This is a genomic window from Streptomyces sp. CRN 30 (assembly GCF_034105845.1).
Genome location: NZ_JAVRHI010000011.1, coordinates 14,503 through 34,066 on the forward strand (window position 1 = coordinate 14,503; position 19,564 = coordinate 34,066).

Genomic DNA, 19,564 nt, shown 5'->3' on the forward strand with positions numbered 1-19,564 from the left:
CTGCGGGGCCGGTGCTTCGGTGCGGGTTCGTCGGGGCTGGTCGCGCAGTTCCCCGCGCCCCTGAGGAGCGCGGGGAAGTGGTTACGCTTCGGCTGCGAGCCGCTGCTTGTCGGGCTTTCCGGCGGGGGTGAGCGGCACCTCGTCGATGAGGGTGAGGCGGGCCGGCGCGGACGCCTCACCCAGCTCCGCCGCCACCAGCGCGCGCAGTTCACCGAGGGACGGCGCGCGACCGGCGGCGGGGACGACGAAGGCGTGCACGGCCTCCCCGGTACTCTCGTCGGGCACGGCGACGACGTACGCCTCGGCCACCGACGGGTGGGCGGCGAGCAACCGCTCGACCGGTCCCGCGTAGTGCACGTTCGCGTTGACGATGATGACGTCACGGGCCCGTCCCGTGAGCCACAGCCGCCCCTCGGCGTCGAGGTGGCCCAGGTCGCGGGTGCGCACCCAGCCGTCGACGAAGACCTCGGCGGTGAGGCCGGGTTCCCGCCAGTACCCGCGGCTCTGCGACGGGGTCCGGACGAAGAGCTCACCGTCGGTGCCGGGCGGTACGGGACGGCCGCCGGCGTCCCGTACCTCCAGCTCGACGGGCGGCACGCCCAGCGAGCCCGGCTCGTCCTCCGGGCCGGCCATGGAGATCATGCCGGTCTCCGTCTGCCCGTACCCGTGGAAGACGACCGGTCCGAGCACCTCGGCGGCCTCGCGCAGCCGCCCCGGCGTCAGCGGGGACCCGGAGGCCATCAGCGCGCGCAGCGTGCCGAGGTCCACGGGTGACCGGCGCTGGCTCGCCACGAGTTCCGTCAGCCGGGCCACCGTGATGACGCTCGCGGTGGCCCGGTGCCGTACGAGGGCCTCGGGGAACGCGGGCGGGTCCGCGGTGACGAGGGTGCCGCCCGCGGCGAGCGTGAGCAGCCCGTACTCCATCATCACCTGGCTCGCCAGGGTGCCGAAGACCAGGAACCGGTCCAGGCGGGAGGCGAGTTCGCGGATGGCCGGCGGCCAGGCCTCCGGGCGGAGCGCCCAGGCCGCGGTCATCGCCGCGTAGGTCTGGGCGCACGCCTTCGGGACGCCCGTGCTGCCGCTGGTGTGGATGAGCCGGGCGACGTCCTCGGGCCGCGCCGCGACCCGCGGGCGGACACCGTCGTCCGGTGCCGACAGCAGGTCGTCGAGCACGAGGTCACCGGGCCGGCCGTCCCGCCGGTCGCCGGGCCGGTCGGTGACCCGGAAGGCGACGTCCATGAGCAGGTGCTCCTGCTGGCGTGCGGTCAGGCCCGGGCGTACGCCGACGACGCGGGCGCCGACGGCATGGGCCGCGACGACGGCGGCGAACGCCTCCGGGCTGACGCCCAGCAGCAGGGCGACGCCGTCGCCGGGGCCGGCACCGTGCTCGCGCAGCCCGTGCGTCACCCGCCGTACGGTCGCGAGCAGTTGCGCCCCCGACACCACTCGGTCGCCGTGCTCGAACACCGGGCGGTCGCCCGCCGCGTCGAGGAGGTCGAGTACGGCGCCGGGGAACTGCTCAGCCAAGGCTCTCCTTCACGAACGCGGCCAGCGGCTGCTGGTGGACGGTGGGGACGTCCCACTCGTTCTCCAGGTTCTCCGCCAGGTGGTGGGTGCCGGCGAGGACGCCGTCGCGGTAGTGGCGGACCACGGGGTGGAGGTAGCTGGAGTCCTCGGCGTGCTCGACGTCGTTCTCGGTGACGCGCGGGACGGTGACGTCGAACGGGTCGACGTGGTCGTGGTCGGGCCCGTACTCCAGGTCGACGACGAACCGGTGCGCGGCGGGACCGAGACCACCGTCGGTGACGTACGCGAGCGGCACCTCCTCCTGGTACAGGGCCCGGTCGCCGTCGACCGTGACCGCGTCGCCGAGGACGCCGAACTGCTGCCAGAGGGCGGACGAGCGGTTGACGCGGCCGACGATCGCGTCGGCGATCGCCTCGGGGGCCGCGGTGAGCGGCCGGCCCGGCCAGGGCACGTCGTGGTGGCGGGCGTCGAGGATGCGGTGCAGGGCGCGCACCCCGTAGCGGAAGCCGTGGATGAAGCCGTTGGTGCCCTGCTTGAAGTCCCGCTGCTGGGTCAGCGTGCCGGCGAAGTGGAGGTCCGGTACGTTCACCGACTCGTAGGCGGGCGTCTGTTCGGGGAACCGGTCGTTGATGACGAGGGCCGGGCGGCAGGTCTCGTCGAAGACGTCCGCGTCGAAGCGGAAGCCGGCGCACAGGATGATCCGGTCGTACTCCAGCTCGCGGAGCCGCTCCACGGTGCGGGCGTAGCGGAACACCACCCGGAAACGGCCGTCGGCGCTCCTCTCGATGTTCTCGACCGTGCCGTCCAGGACCGCGTTCTGCGACTTGAGCTGGTAGCTGTCCAGGAAGTTGTTGTTGACCGCGCGCAGGTGGCCCACGAAGTGGGTCTTCCAGGCCATCTTCAGGGAGTGCGGGCCGGCGACGTGGATGACCGCGGCCTTCGCCATGAGGGAGTCGGCGGTCTCGAACGCGGAGTTGCCCTTGCCGACGATCAGCACCCGCTGCCCCGTGAACGACGCCGGTTCCGGGTCGAACGTGTCGTAGCGTTCGGCGAGTCCGATGCCCGGAACGGGCGGCTCGTTGAGCCGGGACACACCGGTCGCCACGACGATCCGCCGCGCCCGCCACGTCCGGCCGTCCGCGTCGAGGACGGTGAAGACACCGTCCGCACGGGAGACCCGGACGACCTCCGTGCCGTACTCGACGCGCACGCCGGTACGGTCCGCGAAGTCGGCCAGGTAGCGCACCAGTTCCTCCGCGCGGGGGAAGTACTCCTCGCTGTACCGGGTGAACAGCAGTTCCGGGTCGTCGCTGAGCAGCGAGTTCCAGTCCATCCGGAGGTTGAGCTCCGGGTCGGTGTACCCGGTGTGCACCTTGTTGATCGATATGAGCTGCCGATGTCTGGGGTACCTGGTGAAGAACGTGCCGGGCCCGCTCCCCCGCTCCAGGACGACGTAGTCCCGTCCGTCACGTTCCAGCAGAGCGGCGAGCTGAAGTCCGGCCGGTCCGGCCCCGATGATCAGGTAGTCGCGCACCATGGACCGGACGCTAGCGGCGCGACATCAGAGAGTTCTGAGATTGGGGCGGGTGGCCGGTCTCGCGACGGCAGCGGCAGTGGGCTCTGGAAGTCCCATTACCTTCGTCGTAGAGCCCGGTTCGGGTTCGTGGCCTTCGGGGCCGGTATGACTCGTTGCCCCTGTCCTTGATGATCCGGGGGGTGCTGTCGCCGGTCCCGGCGGCCCCGGAGGTCAGCAGGACCGCCCGAGCCCTCGGCGGGCCGTATCCCGGGCGAACGCGTCGTGATCCCGAGGTGACCGGTGTCAGTGCAGCGTCCGCGTGCTGACGGCGGACAGGAGCCGCAGTTTGTCGTGGCTCTCGGTGCCCGGGACGGCGGTGTAGACGAGCAGGTGGTGCGACTGGTCCGGGGCGAGCAGCGTCTGGCAGTTCAGCTCCAGCTCGCCGACCTCGGGATGGACGAAGCGTTTGACCTGACCGGGGCGGACGCCGACCTCGTGGGTGTCCCAGAGGGCCCGGAACTCGTCGCTGCGGGCGAGGAGGAGGTCGGCGTAGTGGGCCGCCCGGGAGCCGGGGCCCCGAAGCGTGGCGATCTCACGGAGGCCGGAGGCGAACATCCGTGAGAGCAGTGAGTGGTCCCCGTGCGCGTACAGCTCGCGGGTGGCGGGGTCGGTGAACCAGCGGTAGCCGATGCTGCGCGCCGGTCCGGTGTACCGGGTCGTGTCGCCGGTGAGCGAGACACCGAGCGGGCTCTGCCGCAACGTCTCCCCGAGCTCGGTGACGATCTCCGCGGGAGTGTCGCCGAGGCGGTCGAAGATGCGCAGCAGGCCGGGGCTGATGTGCTCGCCGGCCACGCCCCGGCCGGGCGGGTTGTGTCCGGCGAGACGGAACAGGTGGTCGCGCTCGCTGAGGGAGAGGTGCAGTCCCTGTGCGATCGAGGCGATCATCTGCTCGGACGGCTGGGGGCCGCGCTCCCGCTCCAGGCGGGCGTAGTAGTCGGTCGACATGTGACAGAGCACGGCGACCTCCTCGCGGCGCAGCCCGCTGGTCCTACGGCGCTGTCCGCGCGGGAGGCCGACGTCCTCGGGCTGCAGCGACTCCCGACGCCGCCGGAGGAACGCCGCCAGCCCGGCCCGGTCGATCTCCATTCGTGCCCTCCCTCGGTGCTGTCTCCTTTCTATCGCCCGCACACGCGCGTAACCACGGATCGCCGATCCCCCCTTCCGGCCCGGTGACTGCCCCCTCCCTCGAACCTCGGCTCGCCCATCAGCGGATCGGCAGGCCCTGAACAACTCCCGCGGTGCCCGTCAGGGTGGAGTCACCGACGCCCTGAGGGAGTGCACACATGCCACGTGGAACCACCGACATCACCGTTCCCGACCTGTCCGGGAAACGCGCCGTCGTGACGGGAGCGAGCGACGGCATAGGGCTGGGCATCGCGACGCGCCTCGCCGCCGCCGGTGCCGAGGTCCTCATGCCCGTCCGCAACCCGCGCAAGGGCGAGACAGCTCTGGCCGGGATACGCCGGCAGTTCCCCGGAGCGGACGTGTCGCTGCGGGCACTCGACCTGAGCTCGCTCGCCTCCGTCGCGGCGCTGGGCGAGACCCTGCTGGCCGAGGACCGGCCCATCCACCTGCTCGTCAACAACGCCGGGATCATGACTCCGCCCGACCGGCAGACGACCGCCGACGGGTTCGAGCTGCAGTTCGGCACCAACCATCTCGGCCACTTCGCCCTGGTCACCCACCTGCTGCCCCTCCTGCGAGCCGGCCACGCGCGGGTGACCTCGCAGATCAGCGTCGCGGCGAACAGCAACGCCATCAACTGGGACGACCTGAACTGGGAGCGGTCGTACGACGGCATGCGCGCCTACAGCCAGTCGAAGATCGCGTTGGGGCTGTTCGGCCTCGAACTCGACCGGCGCAGCGAAGCGGGCGGCTGGGGCGTCACGAGCAACCTGTCCCACCCGGGCATCGCTCCGACGAGCCTGCTCGCCGCCCGCCCGGAGATCGGACGCGCCAAGGACACCGCGGGTGTGCGCCTCATCCGCGCCCTGTCCGCCCGCGGCATCCTCGCCGGGACCGTGCACACCGCGCGGCTGCCCGCCCTCCACGCCGCCACGTCCCCCGACGCCGAACGCCGCGCCTTCTACGGGCCCAGCGGGCTCGGGCACCTGGGCGGCCCGCCCGGAGCGCAGAAGCTGTACGGCCGGCTGCGCGGCGCCGATGACGCCCGGCGCATCTGGCGGATCTCCGAAGAGCTCGTGGGCGTACGGTCCTCCTGACCGCAGGCCACCCGTGACCTCCCGACCGGACACATGTCACAGCGGCGACCTGGTGCACGCCCCGGTCGGGCGGGAAGGGGAGTATGAAGGCCTTGCACAAAGGGTTCATTCTTGCGGAGGAGCGGATAGATGCAGGACGCGCGAGCGGGACAGGTCGCCGGGCCCGAGGACCTCGTCGATGTGGCCCGCCTGGTCACGGCGTACTACGCACTCCACCCCGACCCGGCCGAACCGGGGCAGCGGGTGGCGTTCGGCACCTCGGGCCACCGCGGCTCGTCCCTCGCGGCCGCGTTCAACGAGGACCACATCGCGGCCACCAGCCAGGCCATCTGCGAGTACCGCGCCGCCCAGGGCACCGACGGCCCCCTCTTCCTGGGCGCCGACACCCACGCCCTGTCGGAGCCCGCGCGGATCACGGCGCTGGAGGTCTTCGCCGCCAACGACGTGACCGTCCTCATCGACCAGGCCGACGGCTACACGCCCACCCCGGCCGTGTCGCACGCCATCCTCACCCACAACCGCGGGCGTACGTCCGGCCTCGCCGACGGCGTGGTGGTCACCCCCTCGCACAACCCGCCCGCCGACGGCGGCTTCAAGTACAACCCGCCGAGCGGCGGCCCCGCCGGTTCGGACGCAACGTCCTGGATCCAGGACCGCGCCAACCAGATCATCACGGGCGGCATGAAGGACGTACGGCGCGTCCCGTACGCCCGCGCCCTGGCCGCTCCCGGCACCGGCCGCCACGACTTCCTCGGCACGTACGTGGCCGACCTGCCGAACGTGCTGGACCTCGACGCCGTCCGGTCCGCCGGCGTACGGATCGGCGCCGACCCGCTCGGCGGCGCCTCCGTCGCGTACTGGGGCCGGATCGCCGAGGAGCACCGGCTCGACCTGACGGTGGTCAACCCGCTCACCGACCCCACCTGGCGCTTCATGACGCTGGACTGGGACGGCAAGATCCGCATGGACTGCTCCTCGCCGTACGCCATGGCCTCGCTCATCGAGCAGCGCGACCGGTTCTCCATCGCCACCGGCAACGACGCCGACGCCGACCGGCACGGCATCGTCACGCCGGACGGCGGCCTGATGAACCCCAACCACTACCTGGCCGTGGCGATCTCCTACCTGTACGCGCACCGGGAGCAGTGGCCCGCGGAGGCCGGGATCGGCAAGACCCTGGTCTCGTCCAGCATGATCGACCGGGTCGCGGCGGACCTCGGCCGGCAACTCGTCGAGGTCCCGGTCGGGTTCAAGTGGTTCGTGGACGGCCTGTCCGGCGGCACGCTCGGCTTCGGCGGCGAGGAGTCGGCGGGCGCGTCCTTCCTGCGCCGCGACGGCTCGGTGTGGACCACCGACAAGGACGGCATCACCCTGGCCCTGCTCGCCTCCGAGATCACGGCCGTCACCGGCAGGACACCCTCGCAGCACTACGCGGAGCTCACCGACCGCTTCGGCGCCCCCGCCTACGCGCGCGTCGACGCCCCCGCCTCCCGCGAGGAGAAGGCGCTGCTCGCCAAGCTGTCCCCCAGCCAGGTCACCGCCGACACCCTGGCCGGCGAGCCGGTCACCACGGTCCTCACCGAGGCCCCCGGCAACGGCGCCGCCCTCGGCGGCATCAAGGTCGCCACCGACAACGCCTGGTTCGCCGCCCGTCCCTCGGGCACGGAGGACGTCTACAAGATCTACGGAGAGTCGTTCCTGGGCGCGGACCACCTGCGTCAGGTCCAGGAGGAGGCCAGGTCCGTGGTGCTCTCGGCACTGGGCGGCTGACCTGTGCGCCGGCGGGCGGAGCGCCTGTTCAGGGCGTGTACGCCCGCCGCGTCGGCCCCCCTCCGGGGCGGGCCGTGGCACCGGCGCGACGCGAGATCGTTTAGCCTGCTGTCGCTACGTACCGTGACGCAGTCAGGAATCAGAGCACCGCCATGCCCTCATCGCACGCGACACCTCACTCGACGTCTCCGTCCGGCAGCGGTCCGTCATCGGAAGGCCCCGAGCCCCTGTCGTCGCCCGCCCCGGCCGAGAGGACCGCGGAGGCCGCGCTGAGGATCGTCGCCGAGGTGCTCGGCGTTCCCGGGGCCGACGGGGCCGACAACTTCTACGACTTCGGCGGATCCTCCCTGCAGGCCATGCGGATCTGCGCCCGGCTCGCCAAGGACCTGGGCGTACGGGCCGCTCCCGAGGCCCTGTTCGAGGCGGACACCCTCAGCGACTTCCTGGCCGGGCTCACCGCGGGACCGGCCGGCCCCGCGGCACCCGCCGCCCAGCGGACACCTTCCGCCCGCACCGGGCGGATACCCACCGGCCGGCGTTCCGTCCACGCCGCCGTCACCCACCAGGCACGCCTGCGTCCCACCGCCCCCGCACTGGTCTTCGGGGACGAACGCGTCGACTACGCCACCCTCGACGCCGCATCGGACACCTACGCCGGGGAGTTGGCCGCAGCCGGGGTCCGTCCCGGCCACGTCGTACCCGTCCTGCTGCCCCGCTCACCCCGGCTCGTCGCCGTGCTGCTGGCCGTCCTCAAGTGCGGTGCCTCCTACGCCGCCCTGGACCGGCGCTGGCCCGACCGGCGGATCCGCGACGTCGTCTCCCGGCTGCACGCGCCCCTGACCGTGGCCGAGGACGGCAGGCCGCACGCGTGGGCCCCGCCCGCCGCCGAGAGCCTGGAGCAGGCGGCGGCCCGGCGCACCGCCGCGCCGGAGGTGACCGTCGCCCCGGACGACCCCGCCGCGGTCTTCTTCACCTCCGGAACCTCCGGCGTCCCCAAAGGCGTCCTGTCACCCCACCGTGCGACCACCCGCCTCTTCCCCCCTGACGGCGACACCACGTTCGCGGACTTCGGCCCCGGGCGGGTGGTGCTGCAGGCGGCTCCCGTCCCCTGGGACGCCTTCAGCCTGGAGGTGTGGGGCCCGCTGACGAGCGGCGGCACCTGCGCGATCGCCCCTTCCGACTACCTCCTCCCGGACGCCCTCGCCGATCTGGTCGCCCGTGCCGGCGTGGACACCGTGTGGCTGACCTCGTCCCTGTTCAACCTCTTCGTGGACGAGGACGCACCGGACCGCCCCTGCTTCGCCGGGATCCGGCAGGTCCTCACCGGTGGCGAGCGCATCTCGTCCGCGCACGCCGGCCGCTTCCTGGCCCGCTACCCGGACACCGTGCTGATCAACGGTTACGGACCGGTGGAGAGCTGCGTGTTCGCCACCACCCACCGGGTCACCGCCGCCGACTGCGCGCGCGCCGAGGACATACCCGTCGGTGTGCCCGTGCCGGGTACGACCGTGCACATCCTCGACGGCGACCGCCCGGCAGCCCCCGGCGAGCCGGGGGAGATCTGCCTGTCCGGCGACGGCCTGGCCCTCGGCTACCTGGACGATGCCGAGTCCACCGCCGCGTCCTTCGTCACCCTCCCCCTCGACGGCTCGCCCGTACGCCTCTACCGGACCGGCGACCTGGGCGTGCTGGACGCCGGCGGGTCGCTGTCCTTCCGCGGCCGGACCGACCGGCAGGTGAAGATCGCCGGACACCGCGTGGAACCGGAGGAGATCGAGACGGCCGCACGCCGTGTCCCCGGCGTCCGCGAGGCGGCTGTCGTCCCGGTTCCGGCCCCGGCGCCGACCGGCGGTCACGCGGGCCTCGCGCTGTTCTACACCTCGCAGGACGGGGACGCCGACGCAGACGTGGACGGGGAGGGAGGGGGGACCGACGACGGGCACGATCCGTCCCACCCGGCGGCGGTGCGTCGTGCCCTGGCCGGCGGGCTCCCCGCCGCCCTGGTGCCCCGTACCGTGCGGCGCTGTGCATCCCTGCCCACCACGGACAACGGCAAGCTCGACCGCCGCGCCCTGTCCGCCTGGCTCTGACCGAGGACCACCCGCCATGCCGCACGACCTCCCCAGCCACCCGGGCCACTCGGGTCACCCGAGTCACCCGAGCTACCCGATGTCCTGGGAACAGGAGTCGATCTGGCTGAACGACCAGTTCCAGGAGGGGCCCTCCCGCTACCTGGAGTCCTGGACGTACCGGCTGCGCGGCGCCCGCGTCGAGCCGGCCGCCGTGCGGGCCGCGCTGGACGGCATCGTCGCGCGGCACGAGGCCCTGCGCAGCCGCCTGCACCTCGTCGACGGCGAGCCGCGCCAGACGGTGCTCCCGCCGGGCCCGGTCGAGCTGGAGATCCGTCACGTCGCCCCCGGCCGGCTGCCGGCCGCCCTGACCGGGGCGGCGACCCGGCCGGTGGCCCTGGACCGGCCGCCGCTGCTGCGGGCGACCCTGCTCCAGCTGGACACCCAGGACACCGACGGAGGCGGCGCCCACGACGCCGTCCTGGTGGTGGCCGTCCACCACGCGGTCATCGACGGCTGGTGCTGGAGTCTGCTGGACACCGAGTTCAGCGCCCTCTACCGGGCCGCCCTGGACGGCTCCGACCCCGGACTGCCCGAGCTCCCCGAGCAGTTCGGCCCGTACGCGCAGGCACGCCCCGCCCCCGACCGGGCCTCCCTGGAGTACTGGCGCCGCACCCTGGCCGGAGCACCGCGGGAGTCGTCGTTCCCCGCGGACCGGCCGCGGCCCGCCGTGCTCGGCACCGGCGGCGACCGCGTGGAGTTCACCCTGGGGCCCGACCTGGTCAAGGGGGTGCGCGCACTGGCCCGCCGGGCCCGCACCACGCCCTTCACCGTGCTGGCCACCGCCCTGGGCGCGCTGCTGGCCCGGTCGTCGGGCCGGGAGGACGTGGTCATCGGTACGCCGGTCTCCCGGCGGGACGACGAACGCCTCGAGCCGATGCTGGCCTGCCTCACCGACGTCATGCCGCTGCGCCAGCACCTCGACCCCGACGCGTCCTTCGCCGAGCTCACGGCCCGGACCAAGGCCGCGGTGTGGGACGCCGTCCGCCACCGCGACGTCGCCTTCTCCCACCTGGTGCGCGACCTGGAGGTGGAGCGGTCCACCGGCCGCTTCCCGCTCTTCCAGGTGGTGTTCGGCCTCGACGACGCCCCCGCCCCGGCCCTGGACCTGCCCGGCGTCACGGCCGAGCGGCTGTACGTGCACGGCGGCACGGCGAAGTACGACGTCTTCCTCCACATGGTTCCCGAGGCGGGCGGCCTGCACGGCTACTGGGAGTTCTCCACCGACCTCTTCGACCGCGTCACGGCCGAGCGGCTCACCGCACGGCTGACGGCGCTGCTGGCCGCCGCCGTCGCCGACCCCGACCGGCCACTGGCCGAGCTCGACCTCCTTCCTCCCGAGGAGCACGCCCGCCTCCGGCAGTGGACGCACGGCCCGGCACCCGCCGACGACCGGCCGCTCGCCCACGAGGCCGTCGCCGCCCAGGCCCGCCGCACCCCCGACGCCCCCGCGGTCGTCCACGGGGACCGGACGCTCACCTACGCCGAACTGGAAGCGGCCGCCGCGAACGTCGCCGCCCACCTCGTGGCCCGGGGCGCGGCCCGCCGGCCCGTCGGCATCTGCCTGCGCCGCTCACCGGAACTGGCGGTCGCCGTACTGGGCGTGCTCAAGGCGGGCGGCTGCTACCTGCCGCTCGACCCCGACTACCCCGCCGACCGCCTCGCCTTCATGGCCGCCGACAGTGGGATCAGGACCGTACTGACGCAGCGCGACCTGACGGACGGGGCGGGCCCGACGAGCCTGACGGGCCTGCTGGAGTCGGCCGACGTGGAGCCCCTCGTGGTGGACGATCTTCCATCCGCCCCCGCTCCCGCCCCCGCCGTACCGCTGCCCGTGGCGGGTCCGGACGACCTCGCCTACCTGATCTACACCTCCGGATCGACCGGCCGCCCCAAGTGCGTGGCCATGCCGCACCGCGCCCTGGCCAACCTGCTGGCCTGGCAGCGCGACCGCTCCGCCGCGGGTACCGGCACCCGCACCCTGCAGTTCACCCCGATCGGCTTCGACGTGTCCTTCCAGGAGCTGTTCGGCACCTGGGCGACCGGCGGCACCCTGGTCATGGTCGACGACGAGGTCCGCCGCGACCCGGCCCGCCTCCTCGACCTCCTCGCGGACCGGCGGGTGGAACGGCTCTTCCTGCCGTTCGTCGCCCTGCAGCAACTCGCCGAGTACGCCTGCGCCACCGGCCGGACACTGCCGGAGCTGCGTGAGGTGGCCACCGCGGGTGAGCAGCTCTTCGCCACCCCCGCCCTGCGGGAGTTCTTCCGCTCGCACGCGCCCGAGGCCGTGCTGGACAACCACTACGGCCCCTCCGAGACCCACGTCGTCGTCGCCGAGCGCCTCGCGAAGGACCCGGCTGCCTGGCCGGACCTGCCTCCCATCGGCCGCCCCGTCGCGGGCGCGCGGGCGCTCGTGCTCGACGAGGCGTTGCGACCGGTCCCACCCGGCGCGACGGGCGAACTGTGCGTCGCGGGACCCGTACTGGCCGACGGTTACCTCGGCCGCCCCGACCTGACCGCCGAGAGGTTCGTCCTGCGCGACGGCACGCGGCTGTACCGCACCGGCGACCTCGTCCGCCACCTCCCCGACGGCCGCCTCCAGTACCTGGGGCGCGAGGACGACCAGGTCAAGATCCGCGGGCACCGGGTGGAGACCGGTGAGATCGAGGCCGTCCTGCGGGCGCTGCCCGCGGTGACCGACGCCGCCGTGGTGGCCCAGGAGTCCCCCGCCGGGCGCCGGCTGGTCGCCCACTACCTCACGGCCGCCGACGACGCGGCCGCTCCGCACCCCGCCGCGGTACGGCAGGCGCTGGCCGGACGTCTCCCCGAGTACATGGTCCCGGCCGCCGTACTGAAGCTGGAGAGCTTTCCCCTCACCCCCAGCGGCAAGCTGGACCGCGCCGCCCTGCCCCACCCCGGGACGGCGGACACCCAGCCACAGCCGTCCACGTCCTTCGCCGCGCCCACCACTCCCACCGAGCGCCGGATCGCCCGGATATGGAGTGAACTGCTGGGCGTCCCCCGGATCGGCGTCCGGGACGACTTCTTCGCCCTGGGCGGCCACTCCCTGCTGGCCACCCGGCTCGTGCTCGCCCTGCGCGAGGAACTGGGCGCGGAGATCCCGCCCGGGGCGGTCTCCGCCTCCGCGACGGTCGCCGCACTGGCGGCACTGGTCGACGGGACCGCGGACGACGTCGCAGCCGCAGGGGCTCTCGACCTGCCCGCCGAGATCGACCTGCCCGCCGACATCGTCCCGGCGCCGAGGACGGGTCCGGCGGTGGAGGCGGTTCCCGCGGCGGAGGCGGCCCCGGCACATGTCCTGCTCACCGGCGCCACCGGCTTCCTGGGGGCCTTCACCCTCAGCGCCCTCCTGGACCGCACCGACGCCACCGTGCACTGCCTGGTCCGCGGCACCGACCCGGAGCACGCCCGGAAGCGGCTGCGCCGCGCCCTGGAGACCTACGGGCTGTGGGACGAGCGCCGCGCCCACCGGATCACCGTGGTCCACGGTGACCTCGCCCGGCCGTCGCTGGGCCTGTCCGAGGACGCCTTCGACCACCTCGCCCGCACCATGGACGCGGTGCACCACGTGGGGGCGGCGGTCAACCTCGTCTCCCCGTACGGACAGCTCAAGGCGGCGACCGTCGACGGCACCGCCGAGATCCTCCGGCTGGCCGCGCGCCACCGCACCGTCCCGGTCCACCACGTCTCCACCGTCGGCGTGTACGCGGGCACGGCCCCGCACCCGATCGGCCCGGAGCACCCGACCGGGCCGCCGGAGGCGCTGGAGCACGGCTACACCCAGAGCAAGTGGGTGGCCGAAGGGCTCGTCGAGCGGGCCCGCCGGCGAGGACTGCCCGTCACGATGTACCGGCCGACCCGCATCGCCGGCCACAGCCGCACCGGCGCCTGCCAGACGGGCGACTACCTGTGGCTGATGCTCAAGGGCTGCGTCCAGGCACAGGCCGCGCCCGCCCGGGTGGACACCGCCTTCGACCTGGCACCGGTGGACTACGTCGCCGATGCCGTGGTCGCGCTGTCCCTGCTCCCGGGCACCACCGGCCGGACCTTCCACCTCGCCGCGGGCCGGCTGCTGCGCCTGGAGACGGCGCTGGACTGGCTGCGGACCATGGGGTACCGGCTGCCGGAGGTCTCCCCGCAGGCGTGGCTGGACCGCATCGGCGCGGACCCCGGCAACGCGGCGTACCCGCTCCTCGGCACCCTGGCCGCGGAACTGACCGGCGGCGGATCGGAGGGCAGCCTGACCTTCGACCCCACCGCCACCGACGCCGCACTGGCCGCGACGGACGTATCGCGCCCCGAGTTCGACCGGGACCTGTTCGGCCGCTGCGCCGCCTACTTCACCGCGACCGGGTGGCTTCCGGGACCCGGCACAGCGCGCTGACGGACGGCCACCCGGGTCATCGACCCGTCGAACGCGCCGACCGGCCGTACCAGCCAATGGACGCACTCTTGGACACACACGGTCCCTGTTGTAGAAAGAGGCTCGTGAATCGCGAACTCGTGGTGCAGCGCCTGGTCGTCGACCTGCGTCGTCGCTCCGTCCCGTGTTGTCGCTGACCTCGCGTCCATGCGTCCATGAGGTGCTCACCGTCCGGTGAGACCACCCGGCGAGGGCTTCCGCGGCTTCCGCACCTCTGACGTGTGCTTCCTCGCGTTCCCCGGCTCCCGCCACGCTCTCCGGCGCGCCGCCCGGCCACCGGCCGGCTGACGGCTGTCCCTGGACAACCGTCGCCTCGGTCGCCCCGTCGATCCCGATCCACCTCTCGTCGGTTGAACCACGTCGGCCGAACCATCGGCCGATCCGCCAGCTGCTCATGTCCGGTGCCCCTCTGGAGGCCGATACATGTCCACTGCTCCGACCGTGCCGAAATCGGGCTCCGACGCCCCGCCCGCCGCGGCACCACCTCGCGGGCGACCCCGTACCTGGGTCGCCCGGGCGACGCTGCGCCGGGCCGGACTGCCGCTCGGCTCACTGGTGTTGTTCCTCGTCGGATGGCAGGTGGTGGCGGCGGGCGGAGCCTGGAGCGAGACGCTCGTTCCGCGGCCGGCCACGGTGTGGGACGCGTTCGTCGCCGTCTCCACGACACACGACGGTGTACGCGGGTACAACGGCACGTACCTCGTCGAGCACCTGGGCATCAGCCTGCGCCGCATCGGGATCGGAGCGGGTCTCGGCATCGTCGCCGGAGTCCTGTTCGGCCTGGTCATGGGGACCGTCGGCTGGGTGCGCTCACTGTTCGAGCCCTGGATCACCTTCCTGCGGACCCTGCCGCCGCTGGCGTACTTCTCCCTGCTCGTCGTCTGGCTGGGCATCAACGAGGAGCCGAAGATCACGCTGCTGGCCGTGGCCGCGTTCCCGCCGGTGGCGGTGTCCACCACCACCGCGGTCACGGCCGTACCGAAGAGCCTGCTGGAGGCGGCCCGCGCCCTCGGCGCGTCCCGTTGGGAGCTCGTCAAGGACGTCGTCGTCCCTTCCGCGCTGCCGGAGACGCTCACCGGCATCCGGCTGGCGGTGGGGGTGGCCTACTCCTCCCTCGTCGCCGCCGAGCTGGTCAACGGGCTGCCCGGGATCGGCGGAATGGTCAAGGACGCCGCCAACTACAACAACACCCCGGTGGTGATCGTCGGCATCGCCGCCATCGGACTCTCCGGCCTCGTCATCGACGGCCTCCTGCTCCGGCTGGAACGCACCGCCGTGCCCTGGCGCGGCCGTACCTAGACCCACTCGCCCCTCCCGGTCCTTCCCGTCCACAGCACCTTTCTCAGAAACGGCTGCCCATGACTCGTTCGGCGACCCGCATCCCCACCGGCCCCACCGATCCCGCCACCCGCCGGCCGACGCGCCGGGCCGTGCTCGCCGTCGCGCTGGCCGCGGCATCCGCCGCCGTCACCGGCTGCTCCGGCGGCGACGGCGGGTCGGCGGGCGGGGCCAGACGGCTGCGCATCGGCTACTTCGCCTTCCCCAGTGGCGACCTGCTGGTGAAGAACCGGAAACTGCTGGAGAAGGCCCTGCCGGAGTACGAGATCAACTGGATCAGGTTCGACTCCGGTGCCAGTGTCAACCAGGCGTTCATCGGCGGGTCGATCGACATCGGCGCCCTGGGGTCCAGCCCGTTCGCGCGCGGCCTGTCCGGCTCCTCCCCGATCCCCTACAAGGTCGCGTTCGTCCTCGACGTCGCGGGCGAGAACGAGGCCCTGGTGGCCCGTGCGGACTCCGGGATCTCCGACGTCGCCGACCTCGCGGGCCGCACCGTCGCCACACCGTTCGCCTCCACCTCCCACTACAGCCTGCTCGCCGCACTGGAACAGGCCGGTGTCACGGCCTCCGACGTCAAGCTCGTCGACCTGCAGCCCCAGGCGATCCTCGCCGCGTGGCAGCGGAAGGACATCGACGCCGCCTACGTCTGGCTGCCCACGCTGGAGGAACTGCGGGCGTCCGGTACGCAGCTCGTCAGCAGCAAGGAGATCGGCGGCTCCGGGAAACCGACCCTGGACCTCGCCGTCGTCTCGGACGAACTGATCAGCCGTGATCCCGAGGCGATCGAGGTGTGGCGCGAGGTGGAGGCGGAGGCGCTGCGCCGCATCAGATCCGATCCCGGCGGCTCCGCGGAGGCCATCGCGGCCGAGCTCGGCATCAGTGCCGAGGACGCCCGCACACAGTTGTCGCAGGGCGTGTTCCTCACTCCCGAAGAGGTCGCCTCCGCGGAGTGGCTGGGTACCGACGGAGCGCCGGGCGAACTGGCCGACTACGTCACCGACACCGGCCGCTTCCTGGCGGAGCAGAAGCAGATCGACACGGCACCGTCCCGGCAGGCCGTCCGCGACGCCCTCTACCTGAAGGGACTGCCCGATGGCGTCGCGTGAGGTCACCGGGGGGACGGCCGTCGGCACGGAGGTCACCGCACGGCCCGGCTCCGTCCATCTCGACCGCGTCACCCATCGGTACGGGCGGGGCGGCGAGGCGGTCACCGCGGTCGGGCCGATCGACCTCACCGTCCCGGCGAGCGAGTTCCTGGTGCTCGTGGGCGCCTCGGGCTGCGGCAAGAGCACACTGCTGCGGCTGATCGCCGGATTCGAACAGCCCACCCACGGGTCGGTCCGGGTGTCGGACGGCGCTCCACGCCCCGGCACCGCGGCGGGCGTGGTGTTCCAGCAGCCGCGGCTCTTCCCGTGGCGCACGGTACGCGGCAACATCGACCTGGCCCTGCGCTACGCGGGCATCGACCGGGCGCTGTGGCCGCAACGCCGTGCGGAACTGCTGGAACGGGTCGGTCTCGAAGGCACCGCCGAGCGCCGCGTCTGGGAGATCTCCGGCGGCCAGCAGCAGCGCGTCGCGATCGCCCGCGCGCTGGCGGCCGATAATCCGCTGCTCCTACTGGACGAGCCGTTCGCCGCGCTGGACGCTCTGACCCGGGAACGGCTCCAGGAGGACGTCCGCCGGATGACCGACCGGACCGGGCGGACGACCGTGTTCGTGACCCACTCGGCCGACGAAGCGGTGTTCCTCGCGTCCCGCATCGTGGTGCTCACCAAGCGCCCCGGGACAGTGGCCCTGGACCTGACCGTTCCCCTGCCGCGCGGTGACGTCGACGCACAGGAACTGCGCGACTCCACCGAGTTCGCCGCACTGCGCGCGCGGGTCTCCGACCGCGTCAAGGCCGCGGCGTCCTGACACGACACGACGCACGGTGACGCACACGACCACACACGACTCAGAGCACGGAAGGACGTCACACATGACCGTCATGAGCGAGCGGCCCACCAGGAGCACCACCGACCAGCCGGGCCCGGCGGGCGCCCGGATCACCAGGCTCGGCCCGGGCTTCGGTGCCGAGGTGCGCGGCATCGACCTCGGCAGTCTCGACGACGCCCAGGTCACCGCGGTCCGGCAGTTGCTCGTCGACCACAAGGTCCTCTTCGTACGCGAGCAGGACCTCGACGACGCCGCACAGATCGAGTTCGGCCGACGCCTGGGCGAGGTCACCGTGGGACACCCCGTGCACGACTCGGGGGACGTGGCTCCCGAGGTGTACTCCCTCGACAGCCAGGACAACGGGTTCGCCGACGTGTGGCACACCGATGTCACCTTCGTACGGAACCCGCCCGCCATCTCCGTCCTGCGGGCCGTGGTGCTGCCCCCGCACGGCGGCGACACCTCGTGGGCGGACAGCCAGCTCGCCTACGAGTCGCTGTCGCCGGGGCTGCGCGCGCTCATCGACCCGCTCACCGCGGTGCACGACGGCAGCCGGGAGTTCGGCTACTACCTGGCGCAGAAGCGCAACGGCCGCGGCAACCTGTGGGAGGGCGAGGTGTTCACCGAGCTGGTTCCCGTGGAGCACCCCGTGGTCCGCGTGCATCCCGAGAGCGGACGCAAGGGCCTGTTCGTCAACCCGGGCTTCACCTCGCACATCGCCGGTGTCTCCGAGCACGAGAGCCGGGGCATCCTCGACATTCTGTACGCCCACCTCACCAAGCCCGAACACGTCGTGCGCCACCGCTGGCAGCCGGGCGACGTCACCCTGTGGGACAACCGCAGCACGGCCCACTACGCCAACCGCGACTACGGCGACGAGCATCGCGTCATGCACCGCATCACCCTGCGCGGAGACACACCCGTCGGTCCCGTGACCGACGTCCGCTGACCCGGCACACCCGCACATGCCTCCCACGCACCCACCGTGCACTTCGGCGTGCACGCAGGGAGAAGTGCTGTCCGGACACCGTCGACACGCCAGCGGAGGAAGGCACGCTTGTGCGTAGTGGAAACAGAGAACCCTTGAGAACGGCGCCTCCGACGACGGCACCTACCAGAGCATCAACAACACCAGCGGCCTCTGCCTCGCCAACCAGAAGACGGTGATGGGCGTCGGCACCAATGGCAGCATCGTGACCGACTCGTCGGGCAAGCAACAGACACGCGGGTCGGCCTTCGACCCACGCAGCTTCCACAGCTACACGCTCGACCCGGCGAGTGACCTCCCGAGCCTGCTGGGCACCTACGCCGGCCCGCAGGCCGACATCGGCCTCTGACCCCCTCCGGCCGTACGTCACGAGCCCGCGGCGCCACCCACCGGCACCGCGGGCTTCGGCGGCGACCCCATCGACTCGGTCAGCGGCGTGGCGGCGCCGGAGCAGTCACTGACGATGCCCTGCCGATCGCACTCGGAGCCGTCGCCGCACTCAGCGGAGCGGTTCCGGCGGCCTTCGCCTTCCTGGCCCGTCGGAAGACCCGCTCCTGACAACGCTGCGGCAGAGCCCTGTCGGCCACATGCCAAAGGGCCTGTTATTACGGCCGGTCAACCGTCACTTACTGCGAGACGCTCGACGGACGCTTCGGTGATACCGCGTACGCAGCAATGGGAGAGACCACGCGGCGTCAGCACCATGATCGGCACTCGGACGCCCCACGGCGACTCAGGCGGGGATGTGGCTGTGCACTTCGGTCAGCATGTTCAGCATGGCGGTGCGGAACAACTCGGCCTGGTGCTCCCCCAGGAAGGCGGTGTGTCCGAACGCCTCCAGGACGACGAGTCCGTGCATGTGGCCCCACGCGCTCAGCATGAGTGCGGCAGCCGGTGCCGGGAGGGCGTCGGAGCCGGCCGGTGGTTGTTGGCTCAGGCGTGCACGGAACTGCGGTGACAGCACGGGAGTGGCGATGGCGGAGAGCTGTGACGAGGTGTACCCGGCGAACAGCTCTCGCTCGAAGACGGCGCTCATCCGGCGCATCGCCCGGGTGGTGGACCCGTCCTCGGGGGCCGCGTAGCTCGGCAGCGGCGTTCCGTAGAGCAGCTGGAACCGTTGGGGATGGGTGATGGCCCAGCGACGGTAGCCCTCAGCCGCGTGGACCAGGCGCGGCAGCTGCGTGTCGTCCGCGGCGTTGTCGACGGCGGCTTGCACGCCGTCGGCCAGGTCGTCGTAGTTCTTGGCGATGAGCGCCGTCACCAGCTCGTCCCGGCTCGCGAAGTAGTGGTAGAGCGCCTGCACGGTCATTCCGAGGCTGCGGGCGACCGCACGCAGGGACAGGGCGAAGGGGCCGTGCTCGGTGATGTGGAGTTCGGCGGCGTCCACTATCTCGCGTACGGCGGCCGCACGGCGCCGCTCGCGCAGGGAGACCGGGGCCGAGCCGTGTCCGTCAGCAGACATGCCCGAACCATATGACCCAGCACCCGAACAGGCAACCAGCCATTTTCGTGTCGACAAGCCTTACTGACACCGTCAAGCTGGGTGCGGAGCCTCGGAGTTCGGGATGACGTACGAACAGGGAACGGTCACGCGTGGCGGATTCACGCCCTCGAACACAGCTCGAACGGGTCGCG

Annotated in this window: 13 protein-coding genes; 9 read left to right on the top strand and 4 right to left on the bottom strand. The window is 72.7% G+C overall.

All coding sequences use genetic code 11. From position 1 onward, the window contains the following. Nucleotides 1-81: 81 nt before the first annotated feature. The 3 genes from UW392_RS01145 to UW392_RS01155 all read right to left on the bottom strand — a co-directional run bounded on the left by UW392_RS01145 (nt 82) and on the right by UW392_RS01155 (nt 4,189). Nucleotides 82-1,527: a long-chain fatty acid--CoA ligase gene (locus UW392_RS01145; protein WP_320772912.1), complete on the bottom strand. Its 1,446-nt coding sequence runs from the start codon at nt 1,525-1,527 to the stop codon at nt 82-84. After that, nucleotides 1,520-3,064: an NAD(P)-binding domain-containing protein gene (locus UW392_RS01150; protein ID WP_320772913.1), complete on the bottom strand. Its 1,545-nt coding sequence runs from the start codon at nt 3,062-3,064 to the stop codon at nt 1,520-1,522. The genes UW392_RS01145 and UW392_RS01150 overlap by 8 nt, the downstream gene beginning before the upstream one ends. Before the next feature lie 282 nt (nt 3,065-3,346). Further along, complete coding sequence (locus UW392_RS01155; RefSeq protein ID WP_320772914.1) at nt 3,347-4,189, bottom strand: helix-turn-helix transcriptional regulator; 843 nt, start codon at nt 4,187-4,189, stop codon at nt 3,347-3,349. Nucleotides 4,190-4,386: 197 nt separating this feature from the next. Between UW392_RS01155 and UW392_RS01160 the strand changes: the two genes are divergently transcribed. The 9 genes from UW392_RS01160 (at nt 4,387) to UW392_RS01200 (ending at nt 18,278) form a co-directional block, all read left to right on the top strand. Continuing rightward, on the top strand, nt 4,387-5,325 hold the full coding sequence (locus tag UW392_RS01160) for an SDR family oxidoreductase (RefSeq protein WP_320772915.1): 939 nt from the start codon (nt 4,387-4,389) through the stop codon (nt 5,323-5,325). A gap of 129 nt (nt 5,326-5,454) precedes the next feature. Continuing rightward, on the top strand, nt 5,455-7,095 hold the full coding sequence (pgm, locus tag UW392_RS01165; protein WP_320772916.1) for a phosphoglucomutase (alpha-D-glucose-1,6-bisphosphate-dependent): 1,641 nt from the start codon (nt 5,455-5,457) through the stop codon (nt 7,093-7,095). Between the two features lie 152 nt (nt 7,096-7,247). Further along, the gene (locus tag UW392_RS01170; RefSeq protein ID WP_320772917.1) at nt 7,248-9,185 is read left to right on the top strand and encodes an amino acid adenylation domain-containing protein; all 1,938 of its coding nucleotides are present in this window, start codon (nt 7,248-7,250) and stop codon (nt 9,183-9,185) included. 16 nt (nt 9,186-9,201) lie between these two features. Next, complete coding sequence (locus tag UW392_RS01175) at nt 9,202-13,629, top strand: amino acid adenylation domain-containing protein (protein WP_320772918.1); 4,428 nt, start codon at nt 9,202-9,204, stop codon at nt 13,627-13,629. Between the two features lie 462 nt (nt 13,630-14,091). Beyond that, nucleotides 14,092-14,967, top strand: coding sequence for an ABC transporter permease (locus UW392_RS01180; RefSeq protein WP_320772919.1), 876 nt, complete (start codon nt 14,092-14,094; stop codon nt 14,965-14,967). Between the two features lie 59 nt (nt 14,968-15,026). Next, nucleotides 15,027-16,112: an ABC transporter substrate-binding protein gene (locus UW392_RS01185; protein ID WP_320772920.1), complete on the top strand. Its 1,086-nt coding sequence runs from the start codon at nt 15,027-15,029 to the stop codon at nt 16,110-16,112. Then, nucleotides 16,099-16,920 (top strand): ABC transporter ATP-binding protein, encoded by an 822-nt coding sequence (locus UW392_RS01190; protein WP_320772921.1) that lies wholly within the window; start codon nt 16,099-16,101, stop codon nt 16,918-16,920. Before UW392_RS01185 ends, UW392_RS01190 begins: the two co-directional genes overlap by 14 nt. A gap of 64 nt (nt 16,921-16,984) precedes the next feature. After that, entirely contained in the window at nt 16,985-17,890 is a 906-nt protein-coding gene (locus UW392_RS01195; protein WP_414495376.1) for a TauD/TfdA dioxygenase family protein, read from the top strand. 217 nt (nt 17,891-18,107) lie between these two features. Then, nucleotides 18,108-18,278, top strand: a complete 171-nt coding sequence (locus tag UW392_RS01200) for a hypothetical protein (RefSeq protein WP_320772922.1) — start codon at nt 18,108-18,110, stop codon at nt 18,276-18,278. Between the two features lie 384 nt (nt 18,279-18,662). On the opposite strand, the gene UW392_RS01205 is transcribed toward UW392_RS01200, so the two are convergent. Beyond that, a complete protein-coding gene (locus UW392_RS01205; RefSeq protein WP_320772923.1) occupies nt 18,663-19,391 on the bottom strand; it encodes a TetR/AcrR family transcriptional regulator in 729 nt (242 codons plus the stop codon). Between the last annotated feature and the right edge of the window lie 173 nt (nt 19,392-19,564).